At 63.2% G+C, this 19,276-nt stretch carries 13 protein-coding genes and 3 pseudogenes; 6 read left to right on the top strand and 10 right to left on the bottom strand.

Annotation, left to right across the window (positions count from 1 at the left end):
• Positions 1 to 5: 5 nt before the first annotated feature.
• Both B9A15_RS04125 and B9A15_RS04130 read left to right on the top strand, forming a co-directional pair.
• Positions 6 to 1,415 carry a leucyl aminopeptidase family protein gene (locus B9A15_RS04125; RefSeq protein WP_084408755.1) on the top strand — a complete coding sequence of 470 codons (1,410 nt, stop codon included), beginning with the start codon at positions 6 to 8 and terminating at the stop codon, positions 1,413 to 1,415.
• A 22-nt stretch (positions 1,416 to 1,437) separates the two neighbouring features.
• Entirely contained in the window at positions 1,438 to 2,328 is an 891-nt protein-coding gene (locus B9A15_RS04130; RefSeq protein ID WP_084408756.1) for a C40 family peptidase, read from the top strand.
• Positions 2,329 to 2,929: 601 nt separating this feature from the next.
• Here the strand turns inward: B9A15_RS04130 and ilvD are convergent.
• From ilvD to B9A15_RS04145, 3 genes are all read right to left on the bottom strand, one after another.
• Positions 2,930 to 4,765 (bottom strand): dihydroxy-acid dehydratase, encoded by a 1,836-nt coding sequence (gene ilvD, locus B9A15_RS04135; RefSeq protein ID WP_084408757.1) that lies wholly within the window; start codon positions 4,763 to 4,765, stop codon positions 2,930 to 2,932.
• Between the two features lie 122 nt (positions 4,766 to 4,887).
• On the bottom strand, positions 4,888 to 5,826 hold the full coding sequence (locus B9A15_RS04140; RefSeq protein ID WP_084408758.1) for a 2-hydroxyacid dehydrogenase: 939 nt from the start codon (positions 5,824 to 5,826) through the stop codon (positions 4,888 to 4,890).
• Between the two features lie 62 nt (positions 5,827 to 5,888).
• Complete coding sequence (locus B9A15_RS04145; RefSeq protein WP_084408837.1) at positions 5,889 to 6,542, bottom strand: NUDIX domain-containing protein; 654 nt, start codon at positions 6,540 to 6,542, stop codon at positions 5,889 to 5,891.
• A gap of 665 nt (positions 6,543 to 7,207) precedes the next feature.
• Between B9A15_RS04145 and B9A15_RS04150 the strand changes: the two genes are divergently transcribed.
• The 3 genes and pseudogenes from B9A15_RS04150 to B9A15_RS04160 all read left to right on the top strand — a co-directional run.
• On the top strand, positions 7,208 to 9,121 hold the full coding sequence (locus B9A15_RS04150) for a methyl-accepting chemotaxis protein (RefSeq protein ID WP_170923162.1): 1,914 nt from the start codon (positions 7,208 to 7,210) through the stop codon (positions 9,119 to 9,121).
• Positions 9,122 to 9,462: 341 nt separating this feature from the next.
• A pseudogene (locus B9A15_RS04155) lies at positions 9,463 to 10,460 on the top strand (FAD binding domain-containing protein).
• 22 nt (positions 10,461 to 10,482) lie between these two features.
• Positions 10,483 to 11,342 (top strand): annotated as a pseudogene (locus tag B9A15_RS04160) (molybdopterin cofactor-binding domain-containing protein); the annotation flags it as partial.
• Between the two features lie 142 nt (positions 11,343 to 11,484).
• Here B9A15_RS04160 and B9A15_RS04165 read toward each other — a convergent pair.
• A complete protein-coding gene (locus B9A15_RS04165; RefSeq protein ID WP_084408760.1) occupies positions 11,485 to 11,667 on the bottom strand; it encodes a CsbD family protein in 183 nt (60 codons plus the stop codon).
• Positions 11,668 to 11,927: 260 nt separating this feature from the next.
• Between B9A15_RS04165 and B9A15_RS22430 the strand changes: the two genes are divergently transcribed.
• On the top strand, positions 11,928 to 12,128 hold the full coding sequence (locus tag B9A15_RS22430; protein WP_139798191.1) for a hypothetical protein: 201 nt from the start codon (positions 11,928 to 11,930) through the stop codon (positions 12,126 to 12,128).
• Positions 12,129 to 12,327: 199 nt separating this feature from the next.
• On the opposite strand, the pseudogene B9A15_RS23945 reads toward B9A15_RS22430, so the two are convergent.
• From B9A15_RS23945 to B9A15_RS04210, 6 genes and pseudogenes are all read right to left on the bottom strand, one after another.
• A pseudogene (locus tag B9A15_RS23945) lies at positions 12,328 to 13,431 on the bottom strand (IS3 family transposase).
• Positions 13,432 to 13,615: 184 nt separating this feature from the next.
• Positions 13,616 to 14,653, bottom strand: a complete 1,038-nt coding sequence (locus B9A15_RS04190) for a tagatose 1,6-diphosphate aldolase (RefSeq protein ID WP_084408764.1) — start codon at positions 14,651 to 14,653, stop codon at positions 13,616 to 13,618.
• On the bottom strand, positions 14,650 to 15,582 hold the full coding sequence (locus tag B9A15_RS04195) for a PfkB family carbohydrate kinase (protein ID WP_084408765.1): 933 nt from the start codon (positions 15,580 to 15,582) through the stop codon (positions 14,650 to 14,652). Before B9A15_RS04195 ends, B9A15_RS04190 begins: the two co-directional genes overlap by 4 nt.
• Positions 15,579 to 17,039, bottom strand: a complete 1,461-nt coding sequence (locus B9A15_RS04200; protein ID WP_084408766.1) for an NAD-dependent succinate-semialdehyde dehydrogenase — start codon at positions 17,037 to 17,039, stop codon at positions 15,579 to 15,581. The genes B9A15_RS04195 and B9A15_RS04200 overlap by 4 nt, the downstream gene beginning before the upstream one ends.
• Before the next feature lie 153 nt (positions 17,040 to 17,192).
• Entirely contained in the window at positions 17,193 to 18,272 is a 1,080-nt protein-coding gene (locus B9A15_RS04205; RefSeq protein WP_084408767.1) for an ABC transporter ATP-binding protein, read from the bottom strand.
• Positions 18,272 to 19,276, bottom strand: a complete 1,005-nt coding sequence (locus B9A15_RS04210) for an alcohol dehydrogenase catalytic domain-containing protein (RefSeq protein WP_244556783.1) — start codon at positions 19,274 to 19,276, stop codon at positions 18,272 to 18,274. The genes B9A15_RS04205 and B9A15_RS04210 overlap by 1 nt, the downstream gene beginning before the upstream one ends.

The following is a 19,276-nucleotide window of genomic DNA, read 5'->3' on the forward strand; positions in this document are numbered from 1 at the left end:
ACCCGATGACCCTCGATTTCCTCCCCGCCCGATCCGACACGTCCCGCCCGATCCTTGGTTTGAGGCCCGGCGAGGCGAAAGAGCAGGGGGAGGCGGTCGCCGCCTGGGCGAAAGCAAGCGGCTTCGATGGCGGGGCCGGCGAGGTCTGTCTTGTTCCCGGCTCCGATGGAGGCGTCGCTAAGGTGCTTCTCGGCCTCGGCAAGATGGATGAAAGCGATGCGGGGTCTGCATCACGCGCCGCGTTGCTCGCAGGAAGCCTTGCCCGCAAGCTCCCGGCCGGCGACTGGCATTTGGAGGGGATGAGCGATCTCGATCCGAGCCTCTGCGGCCTCGCTCTCAAGCTCGGTGGTTACCGCTTCTCGCGTTACAAGACGCCGAACGGATCGGACGGCGACGAGGCGAGCCGACGCGTGCATCTCGGCGATGGGCTCGATCTCGCACGGGTCGAGACGGTCGAGAGGGGCGTGACGCTCGCCCGCGATCTCATCAACACGCCCGTCAATGACATGGGGCCGGTCGAGCTCGAAGCCGCCATTCGTACGCTCGGCGAAAGCCATGGCGCCTCGGTCTCCGCCATCGTCGGGGATGCGCTTCTGGAGAAGAACTTTCCGATGATCCACGCGGTCGGGCGCGCCAGCGCCTCGGCACCGCGCCTCGTCGATCTCGCCTGGGGGGCGGAGGACGCGCCGAAGATCACCCTCGTCGGCAAGGGCGTGTGTTTCGACACCGGCGGGCTCGACATCAAGCCGTCCTCCAACATGCTTCTGATGAAGAAGGACATGGGCGGGGCGGGGAATGTCCTGGGCCTTGCCTCCATGATCATGGACGCCAAGCTTCCGATCCGTCTGAGAGTCCTCATTCCGGCGGTCGAGAATTCGATCTCCGCCAACGCCTTCCGCCCGAGCGATATCCTGACGAGCCGCAAGGGCAAGACGGTCGAGATCGGCAACACGGATGCGGAGGGGCGCCTCGTTCTGGCCGACGCTCTGGCCCTCGGCGACGAGGAAGCGCCGGAGCTGATGATCGACATGGCGACGCTGACCGGCGCCGCGCGCGTGGCGCTCGGGCCCGATCTGCCGGCCTTCTTCACCGACGACGAGGCTTTGGCGAGCGGGCTTGCCGAGACTGGATCGAAGGTCGCCGATCCCATTTGGCGCCTGCCGCTCTGGAAACCCTACAATGCCGATCTCGCCTCGAAGGTCGCCGACACCAACAATGTCAGCACAGGCGGTTTCGGCGGCGCGATCACGGCCGCGCTCTTCCTTCAGGGCTTCGTGGAGAAGGCGAAGAGCTGGGGCCATTTCGACATCTATGGCTGGCGTCCCAAGGCCTCGCCCATCGGCCCGGTCGGCGGCGAGGCGATGGCGATCCGCACCCTCTTCGAGCATTTTTCCACGCGCTATCCCGCGAAGTGATCGCAAAACAAGCCAGGACCTCATGACAGATCGCCTCAATCCGCGCCTCAATGCCTATCGCGAGGACCTCGCCGATATTCGCCTGGAGGGGCAGATCACGGCCGAACGCTTCGTGGAGGGCAAGAGCGGCGTCGTCGTCGCGCCTTTGGCGCCCTTACGCCGCTCGCCTTCGTCCCGCGCCGCGCTGGACACCGAGGCTTTGATGGGGGAGCGCCTTCGCGTCTTCGAGACGCTTCAGACCGAAGACGGCGTCTGGTCCTGGGTCCAGCTCGAAACGGACGGTTATGTGGGCTATGCGCCGGGGGAGGCGATTGCCCTTGCCGAGCCCGACGCCGAACGCGCGTCCGCTGCCCTGCGGGTGACAGTGCCGCGAACTTTTCTTTTTCCCAAGCCCGATATCAAGACGCCGCCGGTCATGGGACTACCGATGGGCGCGCTCGTCTCGAAGACCGGGGAAGGCGCGGACCACAACGCCGCCTATGTTCTCGTGCCTGGCGGTGCCGTCGTCGCCCAGCATCTCGGACCGCCGGACGAGCATATGGGCGACCCGGTCGCTGTCGCCGAGCGTTTCGTCGGAACGCCCTATCTCTGGGGCGGCAAGAGCGTCCTCGGCATCGATTGCTCCGGTCTCGTCCAACTCGCCTGCCAGATGGCGGGGCTCGAGGCGCCGCGCGATTCCGGCGATCAGGCGCGCAGCCTCGGCACGCGGCTCGCCGGGATCGAGGCCCTTCAGCGGGGCGACCTCGTTTTCTGGCCGGGCCATGTGGGCCTGATGCTGGACGGGCGCCGGCTCCTTCATGCCAACGCCTTCCATATGATGACCGCGATCGAGCCCCTTGCCGAGACGATCGAACGCTTTTCCGATAAGGGCGCGATGGTGAGCGCCGTGCGGCGTTTGCCAATGCTCAGTTGAGCGAAGAAGGATCGAGGGGACTATGAAACGTCGCCGTTCGGCGCCTCAACTCAGCTGCTTCGACTGAAACATCTCCCAAGTGGGAGGGCAATCAATTAGCGTTCGCGAAAGGCATTCTGGTTTTGCTGTGAAATTCGGCGCGCAGGGTGCCGTTTCGCGTTGAGGTGAACGAAGATGAGGAGGCACAATGCACCGAGAGGCGCCATCGCCATCAAAATGATGCTACTCACCGTCATGTGTCCAAGCGCTCCAATTGGCGTTGTCCCTGCACATCTAATGCCGCTGGACGAATGAATTAATCAGATAAGTCCATCCATTCGTCCAGCGGTCAGGGTGCACGACGCTACGCTTAGAAGCCGAGCCTGCGACCTGATTGAGAAGCCGATTCCTTCGACGCATCGTCATTCTCGGGCTCCGTCCCGAGAATCCAGAAACGTCTGAAAATAGAGAGGCTTCACTGGTGCACTGGATGCTCGGGACGGGGCCCGAGCATGACGAGCGCGATGCAAGTGAACGCCCGATTTGCAAGCGCCGAGTACTCGCCAGAGGCCGTTCGAAGAGACTGTCGTGCATCGGGCCCAGCGGCAGTACAACGCCCCCGTCAATCCACCTTGCGAACCGCGCCCTTGGCGGCGCTTGTCGTCAGGGCGGCATAGGCCTTGAGGGCGGCGGTCACCTTGCGCTTGCGAGGCTCGGCCGGCTTCCAGCCCTTTTCGTCCTGCTCTTCGCGGCGCTTGGCGATCTCGGCGTCGTCGACGGCGAGATGGATCGAGCGGTTCGGGATGTCGATCTCGATCCGGTCGCCTTCCTGAACGAGACCGATCGTGCCGCCTTCCGCCGCTTCCGGTGATACATGGCCGATGGAGAGGCCCGAAGAGCCGCCCGAGAACCGCCCGTCGGTGACGAGGGCACAGGCCTTGCCGAGGCCCTTCGACTTCAGATAGCTCGTCGGATAGAGCATTTCCTGCATGCCGGGTCCGCCGCGCGGGCCCTCATAGCGGATCAGCACGATGTCGCCGGGCTTCACCTCGTTGGAGAGGATGCTTTTGACCGCCGCGTCCTGGCTTTCGAAGATCCGGGCGGGCCCTGAGAATTTGAGGATCGAGTCATCGACGCCAGCCGTCTTCACGATGCAGCCATCCTCGGCGAGATTGCCGTAAAGCACCGCAAGGCCGCCATCCTTCGAAAAGGCGTGATCGGCGCTGCGGATCGCGCCTTTTTCGCGGTCGAGGTCGAGATCGTCCCAGCGACGCTCCTGGCTGAAGGCGACTTGCGTCGGCACGCCGCCGGGCGCGGCGCGATAGAAGTCGTGCACCGAACGGCTTGAGGTCTGCGTCACGTCCCACTGGCCCAGCGCAGCCTCCATGCTTTCGGCATGGACGCAGCCGCAGGAGGCATCGATGAGACCGGCGCGATTGAGCTCGCCGAGGATCGCCATGATGCCGCCGGCGCGATGAACGTCTTCCATGTGAACATTGGCGACGGCCGGCGCGACCTTGCAGAGCACTGGCACCCGGCGCGACAGGCGATCGATGTCGGCCATGGTGAAATCGACCTCGCCCTCCTGGGCGGCGGCGAGGAGATGGAGCACCGTATTGGTCGAGCCGCCCATGGCGATGTCGAGCGTCATCGCGTTTTCGAAAGCCTTGAAGCTCGCAATGGCGCGCGGCAGCACGCTCTCGTCATCCTGCTCGTAATAGCGGCGGGCGAGATCGACCACGAGATGGCCGGCTTCGACGAAGAGGCGGCGGCGATCGGCGTGGGTTGCGAGCGTCGAGCCGTTGCCCGGCAAGGAGAGGCCGAGGGCTTCGGTCAGGCAGTTCATGGAGTTGGCCGTGAACATGCCGGAGCAGGAGCCGCAGGTCGGGCAGGCAGAGCGCTCGATGGTCTGGACATCTTCGTCGGAGACCCGGTCGTCGGCCGCCGCGACCATGGCGTCGACGAGGTCGAGCGCCTTCTTCTCGCCGTTGGACAGAACGACCTTGCCGGCCTCCATCGGCCCGCCCGAGACGAAGACGACGGGAATGTTGAGGCGCATCGAGGCCATCAGCATGCCCGGCGTGATCTTGTCGCAATTGGAGATGCAGACCATTGCATCGGCGCAATGGGCATTGACCATATATTCGACGGAGTCGGCGATCAGCTCGCGCGAGGGGAGCGAATAGAGCATCCCGTCATGGCCCATGGCGATGCCATCATCGACCGCGATCGTATTGAATTCCTTGGCGACGCCGCCCGCCGCCTCGATCTCGCGGGCGACCAGTTGGCCGAGATCCTTCAGATGCACATGGCCGGGCACGAACTGGGTAAAGGAGTTGACGACCGCGATGATCGGCTTGCCGAAATCGCCGTCCTTCATGCCCGTCGCGCGCCAAAGACCACGCGCGCCGGCCATGTTGCGGCCATGGGTCGAGGTGCGGGAACGATAAGCGGGCATGTCAGTCCTCCTGATGGCGTCTCGTGGCGGCCTTCATCTGCCGCTTCGCAAATGGGCCGTACCGAACGGTACGGTTCGCTATAGGCGCTCTTTGGGGCCGAGTCGAGCCTAAGCAGGGCGGCTCAATAACCCGCGGCTCGATCGACCACGTTCTCCAGTGCCTCGCCGCGTTCATGGGCGGCGATCTGCCTTGTTATGACTGGGGCGAGGGCCGTCGGCTCCGATGATGCTGCGGCGTGGGGCGTGACGAAGACACGGGGATGGGACCAGAGCTTCGAGGCAGCGGGCAGGGGCTCGATCTCGAAGACATCGAGCGAGGCTTCCATCAGCGTTCCATCGTCGAGGGCGGCGAGAATATCCACCTCGACCTGCAGTCCGCCGCGCCCCGCATTGATGAGAACCGGGCCGCCGAGCGGCGTCTCCCGCTTCAATTGGGATAGGAGCTTACCGTTGACGATGCCGCGCGTGTCCCGGGTCAGGGGCAAGAGCACGACCAGAATGTCCGCGCTTTGAAGGAACGGGCCGAGCCCATTCTCTCCGGCAAAGCTCTCGACACCTTCGACGGATTTTGGTGCGCGGCTCCAGCCGGTGACCTTGAAGCCGAGATTGCGGAGCTTCGACGCGGCATCTCGGCCAAGCTCGCCAAGACCCATGATGCCGACGGTGATCTCGCCCGCTGCCGGCTGCAGCCGCTCGTTCCATTGGGAGCGTGCTTGTTGCGCGCGATAGGCAAAACCCCGGCGATGATGATCGAGAACCCGCCAGAGCACATATTCGCTCATGCGCGCCGTCAGATCGTCGGCGACGATCCGCGCGATCGGCACGTCCGGCAGACGCTGATCGGTGAGAATATGGTCGACACCGGCGCCGAGCGATAGGATCGCTTGCAAGTTCGGATAGGTGTCGAGCAGCCCGTGCGGATGCTTCCACACGACAGCATAGCGCACATCCTCGTCCCCTGGGCTGGCATCTCGCACGAAATTGCGCGCGGGATCGGCCTTGCGAAGCGCTTCGAGCCAGCGATCGGGGTCGAAGCCGGTGACGGAGAGAAGAACTGTCATGGTCTCGTGCTTAACCCTCGCCGCGACGCCTGCCAAGCCTTGGGCATGGCGCCATTTCGCCGTCAGTCGACACTCAATGTGTTGAGAAGCGCATGGGCCTTGGCGCGGCCCTTGCGGGCGAACCAGTGGGTGCAGCCGATGAGAAAGCCGTTCTCCACCCAGCCTTCGTCGACGGCCGTGACGAGCTCGTCAACGGGGGCGAGGACCGGTCGAATATCCTCGTCCTCCTCTTCCTTGCCGGCCTTTTCACCCAGCTGCGAAGCATCGACGATCGCCAAATAGACGGTCGCATGTTCCGTGGTCAGGCCGGGTGAGGTGAGAAAGGCATAGCAGCGCTCGATCGCTCGCGCCTTGAGACCGGTTTCCTCTTCGAGTTCGCGGGCTGCCGCGGTCTCCACTTCCTCGCCGGGATCGACGAGGCCTGCGGGGAGCTCCAACGCCGCCGCCTTGTCGAGGACCAGTGCCGAGCCGATCCGAAACTGGCGAATGGTGACGATCGCATCGAGGTCCGGGTCATAGGGGATGATGATCGCCACCTCGCCCGTGGCGAGAAACTCGCGCGAAACGGGGCCGATCGTCCCGCCCTCGTCCAGCCGCCCATGGCTGAGCGTCACCTTGCGCAGCGCGCGGAAGCCGTCGAACAGAACCTCATCGGCCTCGATCGCACAATCGAGGGGCTGGTCTGCAAGCTGATCGCGATAGGAATGGCGGGTCATGGTTTCATTCATTCTGCGACGCGACTTGCGGGGGCGTGACGTTCGACGCCTTAATGGAATGCGTTCGCGGCTGGGGTGGACATTCGCCATTGGCAGTTTTCGGCGATGCGATGCTTACGCAAACATGCAGCGAGATCAATGGCGGTTTCGGCAGGGATAGGTGCGCGAAGCGGCGGGAGGCTTAAACAATCTAGTCGGTTCTTCTGATCGTTGGAACGACATCGCGGCTTTGAGGCCGCAGCATGCGTTGTTTTGGAGAAGGGAGCCGCGCCGCGGCTATCCCTGCGAGGGGACATGCGCCGAACCCCCGTCCAAAGCACCGATAGAGACAGCCGCGACGGAGACAGAGGAGCGTCCGCTCGTCTCTCCGTCCATTAGCGGTCAGGGGCCAATCTCCGATTATGATCGCTATGCGCAAGACCTTTAATTCGGCGCCCGTTCTATCTCATTTCAATACAATCAGCACGCTCTGGTCGAAGCCTTTCGCCGAACATGCAAGCTCTTGGAAGCACAAGCGGAATTAATGTCGGGGCAACATAATCGTGCCATGAGAGAATAAATAGGGCATACGTTTTGGAGGATGAATCTTGCCAAGGATCCGGGATCTATCTGTCGGGAAGAAGATTGGAGTCGCTTTCTCGATCGTGACGCTCATGGCCGTATGCATGGGAGGAATCCTCACATGGACAGTGTCTGATATCGCCAACCGGGCCCATTTCAAGGACGAGCAGATCGCCGTCTCTGAGGCCGCGGTGACCGCGCGTTTCACGCTCGCGCGCCAGGAAAATTCCCTTCGCGGTTTCATGATTACGCGCGATCCGTATTTCGCGCAGCGCGTCAAGGAACATTACCAGAGCTTTGAAAAGGCTCTGGGCGAGCTTCGCGGCTTGGTGGCCGGCAGGCCGGACCTTTTGACGGCGCTCGACAAGGCCGCCCTCGACATGAACGCCTGGCAGAGCGAGATCGCCGATCCTGTCATCGCTTTCGCCCGTTCGGACGCGACCTATCCGGAGGCGCTCCAAATCTTCAAATCGGGAAAAGCCGACACGTTTATCGAACCGATCGAGGAGACGCTCGACGGCGCTCGCGATTCCGCCTTCGCCAATGTCGAAGCGGCATCACGCGATGAAACGCAAGCCATCGCGACGTCTCGCTGGACTGTCGGCATTGGCATGGTTCTTCTCGTCGCAGCCGCGATCGCCTTCGGCTATGGGCTGCATAGGATGATCGGCCGCCCCGTTTCGACGATGACCGCCCTCATGCGCCAGCTGGCGGCCGGCGACACGAGCGTGGAGACCGTGGGTCTCGAGCGCAAGGACGAGATCGGCGCCATGGCGGGTGCCGTCGAGACGTTCAAGAAGTCGTTGATCGAGCGCAACGAACTGGCAAGCGCCGAAGAAAAGACCCGGCGCGAGAGCGATGAGATCCGTCAGCGCCATGCCGATCTTGAGAATGCCAAAGCGGAGGACCTTCGGGCATTCGTTACCGCCGTCGACGCCGGCTTCGAAAGGCTGGCGGCCGGCGATCTGACGGTGCGCATCGATCGGCAAGTCGCGCCGGAATTCGTCGCGATCCGAGCCAAGTTCAACGACAGCGTCAGCCACCTGGAAGATGCGATCGACGGCGTGGTCGGTGCGGTCGGATCGATCCGCTCCGGCCTCAGCGAAATCGATGCCGCCGCGCGTGACCTCTCCCAGCGAACCGAACAACAGGCCGCGAGCGTCGAAGAGACCGTCGCCGCTCTCAATGATGTCAGCCAGGCGATCGCAAGAACCGCCGAAGGCTCGTCCGATGCCCGGCGCAAGGCGCTCTCTGCCCTCAAAAAGGCCGAGGACGGCGGCACCATCGTCGGAAACGCCATCTCCGCGATGGAAGAGATCGAAGGCTCCTCGCAGAGGATCAACGACATTATCGGTGTCATCGATGAGATCGCCTTCCAGACCAATCTCTTGGCTCTCAATGCGGGTGTCGAGGCGGCCCGCGCCGGCGAGGCCGGCAAGGGTTTCGCAGTGGTTGCCCAGGAGGTGCGCGAACTCGCTCAACGTTCCGCCACCGCGGCCAAGGAGATCAAGGAATTGATCTCCACCTCGCGCGAACAGGTGACTGTCGGCGTCGATCTCGTCACCACCTCGGGCAGATCGCTCGAGGCGATCGTCGCCGAAGTGGGCGATATGGCCAAGGTAATCTCCGAGATCGCGGACAGCGCCCAAGAGCAGTCGACGAGCCTGCGCGAAGTGTCGAGCGCCGCAGACCAGATGGATAAGTCGACCCAGCAGAACGCCGCGATGGTCGAGCAGGCGACGGCCGCCACGGGCACTCTGACAAGCGAGACCGAGTCGCTCGGCCAACTGGTCGCATCCTTCTCGACGCGCAGCTCCGCGTCCAAGGGCGGCGCCCGAACCTCACGCGCCATAAGCCATTCTAATTCGGCGACGGCTGCAAGACCCACCGCACGCGCCAAACCGGCGTTCGCCCCGGTCCAAATCGGAGCGCGGGACGAGTCGAGGCCAAAGGCGACGCCACAGACTCAGGGCAACGCTGCACTGAAAATGCTGCAGGACAGCTGGGAAGAGTTCTGAGCGAGTCTCTCGCGAACTGCGATCATCGGGTTGAGAGCGAATGCCGATTCCGATTGGTCGCCATTCGCTCTTGCCTCCTCAAGATCCGCGATGTCGGGTGTCGATGACAAGGGTGATCAGAGGCCGCGAGTCGTTCAGAATGCGCCAGCCATTGGGCGGGCGTTCGAAACGCGTTGAAAATAAACGGCGGGCGTCTCGACCAGTCATTTGCGCAGACGCCCTCGGGCGAGACGCGGCCCTTTGCAAGCGATAGGTTCGAAGGCCCGCGGGTCTCAGAACCGCCCGGCTCCCAATGCGGCTTCTGCACGCCGGGCATCGTGATGTCGCTCTATGCCTTGTGGATGGCGGTTCCGGAGCCGACGGAGGTCGAGGTCGAGACCGCGCTCCAGGGCAATCTCTGCCGCTGCACCGGATATGCGCCGATCATCCGCGCGGCGGTCGCCGTCAGCCGCTATGGCTCGCCCGCCGCCGATCCGATCCATCGCGAGCGCGAGGCGATCACCGCGCGCCTCAAGGCTCTCGAGAGCACGGATCGCATCGTCACCGGGCCGGCCGGCAATCAGAGCATCCTGCCTGCCGATCTCGACGATTTCGCCGCCTGCCTCGCCGAAAATTGGAATGCCACCATCGTCGCCGGCGCGACCGATGTGGGATTTTGGGTCACGAAATCCCTGCGGCCGATCGCGCCTGCCATCTTCACCGGCCATCTCGCCAAGCACTTTCCCCATCTGAGAGCCTATTGGAACCGGATCGCCGGCTGGCAGGTGCGTAATATGGGCACGATCGGCGGCAACATCGCCAATGGCTCTCCGATCGGCGACACGCCGCCAGTTCTGATAGCGCTTGGCGCCGAGATCACCTTGCGCCACGGCGCGACGCGCCGGGCTATTCCGCTCGAAGACTTCTTCATCGCCTATGGCCGGCAGGATCGCACGCCCGGCGAATTCGTGGAGGAGATCGCGGTTTCGCTTCCCAGCCAAGGCCAGCGCGATGCCGCCTACAAGATCTCCAAACGCCGCGACGAGGATATTTCGTCCCTTCCGGCCGGGATTAGCGGCACGGTCGCGAACGGCGTCATTTCGGCCTGCTGCATCGCCTTTGGCGGCATGGCCGGCACGCCGAAGCGGCCTTGGCGGCAGAAGAGGCGCTGATCGGCCAGCCCTGGTGTGAAGGGGCCTTCACCGCTGCCGCAGCGCTCTTGCCGCAGAATTTCACGCCGCTCAGCGATTGGCGCGCCTCGGTCGACTACCGGATGCTGACCGCCCAAAATCTTCTGCTTCGCTTTTTCCTCGAACAGGACGATGCCGGCGGCGAGCCGGTTCGACTGGCCGTGGCCTGAGCGAGCAAGGGAGGAGAAGCTCATGAAAGACAGCGCAACCCTATCGGCCATCCTGGACGGAGACCACGCGACGATTTCCGGCACCGTCTATCGCGACCGCATCCATGACAGCGCCGCCAAGCATGTCACCGGCCGGGCGGACTACACCGACGACATCGCCCAGCCGGAGGGTACGCTCCACGCCTATCTCGGCCTGTCGCAGGTCGCCCATGCCCGTATTCGCGGTCTCGACCTGTCCGCCGTGAGGGCCGCGCCCGGCGTCGTCGACGTCCTGACCGTCGACGACATTCCCGGAACCAACGACATCAGCCCGACAGGCAAGCATGACGAGCCGGTCTTTCCGACTGAAGAAATCCAGTTTCACGGCCAGCCGCTCTTTGCGGTGATCGCCGAAACCCGGGACGCAGCGCGCTGGGCGGCTGTTCTGGCCAAGGTCGATTGCGAGGAGCTGCCCTTCGCCCTCGATCCGCGCGCGGCGCGCGAGGCCGGCTATCCCTATGTGGCGCCGCCGCTGAAGCTCGAACGCGGCGATGTGGACCCCGCCTTTGCCGCCGCGCCGCGCCGCGCCTCATCGATGGCACCATCACCATCGGCGGGCAGGACCACATGTATCTCGAGGGCCAGATCGCCTTCGCGATCCCCGGCGAGGATGACGACGTGGTCGTCCACTGCTCGACCCAGCATCCGTCCGAGGCCCAGCATATGGTGGCCCATGTGCTGGGCGTTCCCTCCAATGCCGTGACGGTGAATGTCAGGCGCATGGGCGGCGGGTTCGGCGGCAAGGAAAGCCAGATGAACCTCTTCTGCGCTGTCGCCGCGCTGGCGGCGAGGAAGACCGGTCGGGCGGTCAAGATCCGCCCCGACCGCGATCAGGACATGACCGGAGTAGCTCATTTCAGCCGAGAAAGACCGTTCGCTCCAGGCAGTCGTCAATCATAGAAGTAAGGGCCGAAAACAAAAAAAGCCCGCCGAAGCCGACGGGCCTTTCGCTATACGTATCCGTCCATTTGTGCGGTCCTTCACGTCAGGAGGTCTGATCCTTGACGGCATCCTTCACTTTGCCGGCATTCTTCTCGGTCTTGCCTTCGCTCGCCTGAGCCTTGCCCTTGGCTTCCATCTCGCGGTTGTCGATGGCGTCGCCTGCAGCCTCGCGAGCATTGCCGGCGGCTTCTTTCACCGCGCCTTTGGCTTCGTGCTTGTCGACCATGATGAAATCTCCTTCCTGCCCGTTCATCAGGCGTTGTGAAGGACAACGATGCGAACCGGACGACGTTCCTTCGGCTGGCGGTCTCGAACCCGAAATTCGTGCTCAAAACTCGTTTGCGCATAGACGGTTATGGAAAAGATGCCTCTTACGAAGAGGGTTTCGAATGCAACGACCGCACTAATCTTTTGGCGGCGCTTTTCCCAGAGCAGAGTTTCCTGACACAAGAGTATGGGCTTGAGTGGCTCCGTTGAGGAGGAGCCATGACAGACGAGACGAGCGCCAGAGCCAATGAGAAGCGACAAGCAGGGCCGGTTCAATCGTCCGGTCAGTATCATTCGATCGCTTCGCCAAAAGAAACCGACGAACATCAAGAGGGCTCAGAAGGAGACCGTTCTAGCTACGCGCTGATTTTCAAGATGAGCTCTGAATGTGTCAGATTGGCTGGGGCGGCAGGATTCTGACCTGCAAGCTCAGTTGGCGCTAAGCTATTGAAATAATTTGTCGTCGACTGCGACTCTCTACGACGAATGTAACACCCGCTCAGCCCATGGCAATCTACCTAAATGGATTTTGTCGAAATCGCTCATTGATGCCAAGTGCCAATGATCGTGATCCGCACCCATTCTCTGGATCGCTGGAAGCTGGAGTTTCCCAGCTTCGTCACGACGGCGGGCCGGTGGCACCGTCGGGATTGATGAACGAGATCGGGACCTTGTTCCCGATCGCCCCATGTGGACGCTCCTCGTTGTAGTATCTGCGCCAATCCTCCAACTTTTCCGTAGCGTCGGCAAGTGTCAGCAACCAGTGCTGGTTGAGGCATTCCGCCCGGAAACGGCCGTTGAAGGCTTCGATGAAGGCATTGTCCGTCGGCTTGCCCCGCCGTGAGAAGTCGAGCGTCACGCCCTTCGTGTAGGCCCACAGTTCGAGGTCCCGGGACACGAACTCGGTACCCTGATCGACGCGGATCGTCTTGGGATAACCGACGACGGGACAGATCTGCTCAAGCGTTTTTACAACGTCCTCGGCGCGGTAGCTAAACTGCGGGTCAAGGGCCGGCACCTAACGGGAGAACGTGTCGACGATTGTCAGCACCCTGATCTTCCTGCCCGTCGCAAGCTGATCGTGGACGAAGTTCATGGCCCAGACCTCGTTCGGAGCGATCGCTTGCCGCCGGTCACCCACGCAGCTTCGCCTTCACCCGCCGTTTCGGTGTCTTGTTCCTCAGTTGCAGACCGAGATCCCTGTAGATCCGGTAGGTTCGCTTGATGTTGCCGGTCCAGCCCTCTCGCTGGAGCAGTACATGGACCCGTCGGCAGCCATACCGGACGCGGGTCATACAGATGTCTTTGATCCGAGCTGCCAAGCCGGCCTGGTCGGGCAACGAGATCTGTAGTGGCAGGTCGAGGTGTCGAGTTCCAGAACCCGGCAGGCGTGCCTGATCGATACACCCCATTACCTGCACGTCTCCGTCACCAGCTCGCGTTTGCGACCAGGCCTTAAAGAGTTCCGCGGATGACGTCCTGAAGCATCTCCTTGTCCAGCGACAGGTCCGCGACCAACTTGCGCAGCTTGCCGTTCTCATCCTCGAGCTGCTTCAGCCGCTTCATCTCCGTCGGCAGCAGACCATCGTACTTCTTTTTTGCAGTTGAAGTAGGTCGCCTGACTGGTCCCAGCTCGCCGACAGATCTCCGCCACCGGCATGCCGTCAGCTCCCTGCTTCAAAATGAACGCCTTCTGCGCGTCCGAAAACTTCGATGCATTCATCGCTCTCCGCTCCTCCCGACCAGGGATGCTATCGCGGAAAACTCCAATTCAGAACGGTCCAGTTTCTTGGGTGCAGATCAGAAGCGGAAGAGGCTCTCCTCGCCGCTGGATGAAAATTCAGTAGCACGTCAATGCTGCCCGACGGCACCCATGCGACGCCGCCGGCTTTTTGATGCGAGGCATGTCAGGCGTAGATGGTCGCGAGATCGCCTTCCCTGGCGATATCCGAGAAATCATAGTCTGGTCGCCAGGGCGTTGCCGATTCTCGGGTCAGCGCGGTCAGAGAGGCAAGACGCTGCTTCCCGTCGCTCTCCAGCGACGCCAGAACTGCGTCTTCGTCTGGGAAGCTTGACTCCACAGCATCGAGCCAGATCGTGCGACCGGCGAGAAAGCCTTGCGCTCCGGCCGCATAGGAATAGCGGAGCACCCGTTCGAACTGGCTTGGCGCAACACCACCGGATAGCATGACCCACGGAATGCCGGCGTCGCGGCAGATGGAGCCCACCGCAGCAAAGGCCGAAGCTGCATCGCGCGAGGCGGTGTCGTCGCCCAATTCTGGCAAGGTCGCGCCGGGGACCGGCGTTTCCAGTTTGAAGAGATCGACGCCATATTCGGGTTTGGCGAATTCCTTCACGCTGTCGATGACGAGTTCGGCCCGCTTGTCGGCCGATTCCACGTAGTCGGTCGTATGATTGGCGCTTTCCGGGAAGGGATAGACCAGGAGTTCCAGCACATAGGGAATGTCGTGGCGGCGGCATTCGGCGCCGACCGTCCGCACATAGGCCTTCTGATGAGCCAGCACCTCCGGCGAGGCGTCGGGGCGGTACCATGCGAGGACTTTGACCGCGTCGCCGCCGAGGCGCCGGATCTTCTCCACCGTCCAGTTGTCGATCGAGCGGGATTTTCTGCCGTCGGACGTCTCCTCGAAGCGGTGCTCTTCCAGGGTCACGATCAGCCCGGTCTTGGCCGGCAAGATGTCTATGGCGGCGGGCAGGGCGAAATTGGGATCGAGCAGCATGGAACTCGCGTCACGGGCGAGGCCCTTCACCAGGAGGCGCTTTGCGGCAAGCATGTCGTCAAAGCCGACCTTCGCGGCATCGATGCCTTTCGCCTTCGCGATCGCGGCAATCAGCGGGGGGCGCTGGTCGAGCGCGACCATGGTGAAGTGTCCGTCGTCGTCGCACAGGCGCGTCAGTCCTCGGATCTTGCCGATCGTGGTCATTGGTTCGAACTCCAGAAATGCATCGTTTCATCGAATGTCGGAATGCCTTGCCGGCCGCCGGGCTGGGTGCATTTGAGCGCGGCGGCGGCCGCCGCGAAGCCCATGGCGCAGTGGATCGAAAGGCCGGCGGCGATGGCGAGCGCATAGGCGCCATGGAAGACGTCACCCGCCCCGGTCGTGTCGACGACCTCGAGGTCAAAGGCCGGCAGATGGGAAAAATTGCCGGCCTCCAGAAAGGAGACGCCAGCGCTGCCCTTGGTGACGGCCGCGATCCGGCAGCCATGTCGGGCAACGGCCGCCAGGGCATCGGCCTCGTTCCGCCCGGCAAAGGCGGCGAGGGCGGGCTCGGAGAAGATCGCGTGGTCGGTCAATGGGAGAAGTCGTTCGAACACCTCGCGATCGGCGACGTCGGCGTCAAGGACCGTCGGAACGCCTTTGTCTCGCGCACTTCTGAAGGCGGCTTCGGCCCCTTCCGGCCAACGCGGATCGGCGAGGAGGGCGCCAGCTCTCTTCAGGTCCGCGAGGGGCAACCAATCGGCTTCGACCGGCAGGGCCTCGCCGCGGAAATTGGCGATATGTCGCTCGCCTGCCGGGTCGACGAAGACACCGGAAATCGATGAACGGCCACAGGCAAAAAGCCGAAACGCGTCGACATCGACGCGCTCTGTGGCGAGTTCTGCCTTCATCTCTTCGCCTTCGCGGTCCTGGCCGGCCCGGCCCCAGAAGGCGGCCTCGCCGCCAAGCCGGGCGACCGCCACGGCCGCTGTCGCTGCCATGCCGCCGCCCCGGGTCAGGAAGTCGTGCGCCCGCACCTTGGCGCTCGTGCCTTCGGGCAATTCGACCACCTGCCAGAGATAGTCGAAAGCCGCGAGACCGAGACAGACGACACGCCGACCTTGTGGGTCGAAGCAGGTTGCTTCCTCGCTCATAGGCCCGCGACGCAGATATATTTGGTCTCGAGATACTCCTCGATGCCGTATTTCGAGCCTTCGCGTCCGAGCCCGGACTGCTTGAAACCGCCGAATGGCGCCATCTCATTGGCGATAAGACCGGAATTGACGCCGACGATGCCGCTTTCGAGCGCTTCTGCGACGCGGAACATGCGGGCGAGGTCGCGCGTGTAGAAATAGGCGGCGAGACCGAATTCGGTGTCGTTCGCCTTGGCGATCACGTCCGTCTCGTCGCTGAAGGGGATGATCGGGGCGAGCGGGGCGAATGTCTCTTCGTGAGCGAGTTGCATGTCCTGGGTGACGTCGGTGATGACGGTCGGCTCGAAGAAGGTGCCGCCGAGTTCGTGGCGCGAGCCGCCGGAGACAAGTCGCGCACCGCGATCGAGCGCGTCCTTGAGATGCTCCTCCATCTTTTCGACGGCCGCCGCGTCGATCAGCGGACCCTGGGTGACGCCGTCCTCGGTGCCACGTCCCACCTTGAGGGCTTGAGCCGCTTCCGCCAGTTTTTCGGCGAAGGCGTCTGCCAAGCTTTCATGGACATAGATTCGATTGGCGCAGACGCAGGTCTGGCCGGAATTGCGGAACTTCGCGATCATCGTACCGGCCACGGCCGCATCGAGATCGGCATCCTCGAAAACGATGAAGGGCGCATTGCCGCCGAGTTCGAGTGACAGGCGCTTGATGGTCGAAGCGCCCTCGCGCATCAGCCAGCGTCCGACTTCCGTCGATCCGGTAAAGCTGATCTTGGCGACTTTCGGATTGTGGCTGAATTCGGTGCCGATGTCCTTGGCCTTGCCGGTCACCACCTGAAAGACGCCGGCCGGAATTCCGGCGCGCTCTGCAAGCACACCGAGAGACAGGGCCGAAAGCGGCGTCTGCGAGGCCGGCTTGACGATGATGGTGCATCCGGCGGCGAGAGCGGGGCCGGCCTTTCTCGTGATCATGCCGTTTGGAAAATTCCAAGGCGTGATCGCGGCGCAGACCCCTACCGGCTGCTTCATGACGAGGACGCGGCGGTCGGCGCCCGGCGGCGGAACGATGTCGCCGTAGACGCGCTTGGCTTCTTCGGCGAACCATTCGAGATAGGCCGCGTTGGCGACAATCTCGCCCTTGGCCTCCGCCAGTGGCTTGCCCTGTTCGGCGGTGAGGATACGGGCAAGGTCGTCGGCATTTTCGAGAATGAGTTCGTACCAGCGCCGGATGAGCGACGCGCGTTCCTTCGCGGTGCGTCTGGCCCATTCGACCTGGGCCACCTCGGCCTTGTCGATGGCCGCGCGAATGGTCTCGACGGAAAGGCTCGGCACTTCGGCGACGAGCGAGCCGTCGGCCGGATCCGTGACCGCGATACCGGTTCCCTTCTCCGCCGCGATCCATGTGTCACCGACGAGGCAGCGTGCGGTGAAGAGGCTCTGATCCTTGAGGCCGGAAATCGTCATGGGAAGCTCCTTGGGTCTTGCATAGGGCGGCCGTGGCGCCTCGCGAGCGTCGTCTGCGGCCTGACGGCGTCTTGCGCGCCCTGCGGCTGCCGACTCACCGGCATCAAGCCGGATGGCGGGTCGATAGCCTGTTCGTTTCTGTGGTACGGCCGGCTAGCGGATGACTTCGCCGGTCTCCCGCTCGAAGAGATGGATCTTGCCGGGGACCGGCGAGAGAGATAGGCTGTCGCCCGGTTTCGGCCGCAGATCCGGCGAAACCCTCGCGATCGCATTGATCTCGGCAAGCTTGAAGTGAATTAGCGTATCGGAGCCGAGCGGCTCGACGAGATCGACCGTCACGGCGATGGCATTCGGATCGTCCGGCGCCACCTCGAAATGCTCCGGCCGAATGCCGAGATCAACTGTTGCCCCCTCAATGAGCGCGGCCGGACGTTTACTGCCGAGACTTGCGATCTGGACGGAGCGAGCGTTGCTCAGCACGAGCCTGTCACCAGCCACGGTGACCGGCAGGACGTTCATGGCCGGAGAGCCGATGAAGCCGGCGACGAAGAGATTGGCGGGTCGCTCGTAGACGTCTTCGGGACTACCGACCTGCTGGATGATGCCGGACTTCATGATGACGATCCGATCCGCCATGGTCATCGCTTCGACCTGATCGTGGGTCACGAAGACCATCGTGGTGCGGAGCTGCTGGGAGAGCGCCTTGATCTCCGCGCGCACCTGGGCGCGCAGCTTGGCATCGAGATTGGAAAGCGGTTCGTCGAAGAGGAAGACCCTCGGATCGCGCACGATGGCGCGACCCATGGCCACGCGCTGGCGCTGGCCGCCGGACAACGCCTTTGGACGACGGTCGAGAAAATCTTCGATGTGGAGCAGACCTGCGGCGCGCTTCACCCGGGTCTCGATCTCCGCCTTGTCCATGCCGCGCATTTCCAACGCGAAGGCCATGTTCTGTCGCACGGTCATGTGGGGGTAGAGAGCATAGTCCTGGAAGACCATGGCGATGTCGCGCCGGGCCGCCGGTACGTCGTTCACCCGGTCGTCTCCGATATACAGATCGCCGCCATTGATCCGCTCGAGACCGGCAAGGACCCGCAGGAGGGTCGATTTGCCACAGCCGGAGGGGCCGACCAGGACGACGAATTCATGATCCGCGATTTCGAGGTCGAGGCCCGGAATGACGGTGAAGTCGCCATAGGTCTTGACCAGGGAGCGCATGGAGATCGAGGCCATCAGACGTCTCCTGCGAAAGCGAGGACAGGTTTGATCGATCGCCCTTGGGCAAAATGCGAGAAGCGCTCCGGCAAGGTATCCAGCGGGAATCTCTCATCGACAAGGCGTCGATAGGCGTCGCGGTGGGCGCGCAGCAGTTCGATATTGGGCTGGAGGTCGCCCTTCGGGAAATAGAAGGTCCGCAGCATGGCGAAATCCTTGCGCCGGAAAATCTTGTCTTCGGTGATCGTCCAGGGGGCCGCGTTTTCGCCGACGAGGATGATGACCCCCTTGGGCAGGACGAGCTCGATGGCGAGGTTGCGGGCGGCGTGAGCCCCGGAACATTCGAAAATGGCTGCAAAGCGCGTCTCGCGACTGCCGACCGGATGGTCTTTTGCGCCGAAGGAACGAGCGATCGCGACGCGCTCGCCATTCGGATCCGAAACGAAGACCTCGCCATAGCCGAGCGCCTTGAGGGCGATGACGACGCCCAGGCCGACGGGTCCCGCACCCGTCACGAGAACGGGCCTCTTCGCCTCGGCGGGGACGAAGCGCCCGGCCTCGCGAACCGCATGGGCGGATGTCCCTATCGTGTCGAGAAGGAGTGGAGCGAGATCGTCCTCGATGTCGTCCGGCACCGGTAGAAGGCAGTTGTCGGGGACGCGGACGAATTCGGCATATCCACCGTCGCGGTTCCATCCGATGAGCGAGGAGACGGTCAGGCACATCTGGGTGTCGCCCGCCTCGCAGGCGTCGCAATGGCCGCAATGCTCGGGAATGTAGACCGCGCAGCGCGTTCCTTGCATCGCATGGCCCGGCTCGTCGACACGGCCGAAGATCTCATGCCCTGCGATATGGTCCGACCCCTGGTGCCAGAGCTTGAAGTCCGAGCCGCAGAGCGCCGTCCTCATGACGCGCAGAACGGCCTCGCCTGCCTTGGGCTCGGGACGCGGTGCCGTTTCGATGGTGATGCGGTCGGAGCCGTGAAAACAGGCGGCGCGCATCGGTGGATGGGTGTTGGACAT

It is taken from the genome of Fulvimarina manganoxydans, assembly GCF_900176465.1.
GTDB lineage: Bacteria > Pseudomonadota > Alphaproteobacteria > Rhizobiales > Rhizobiaceae > Fulvimarina > Fulvimarina manganoxydans.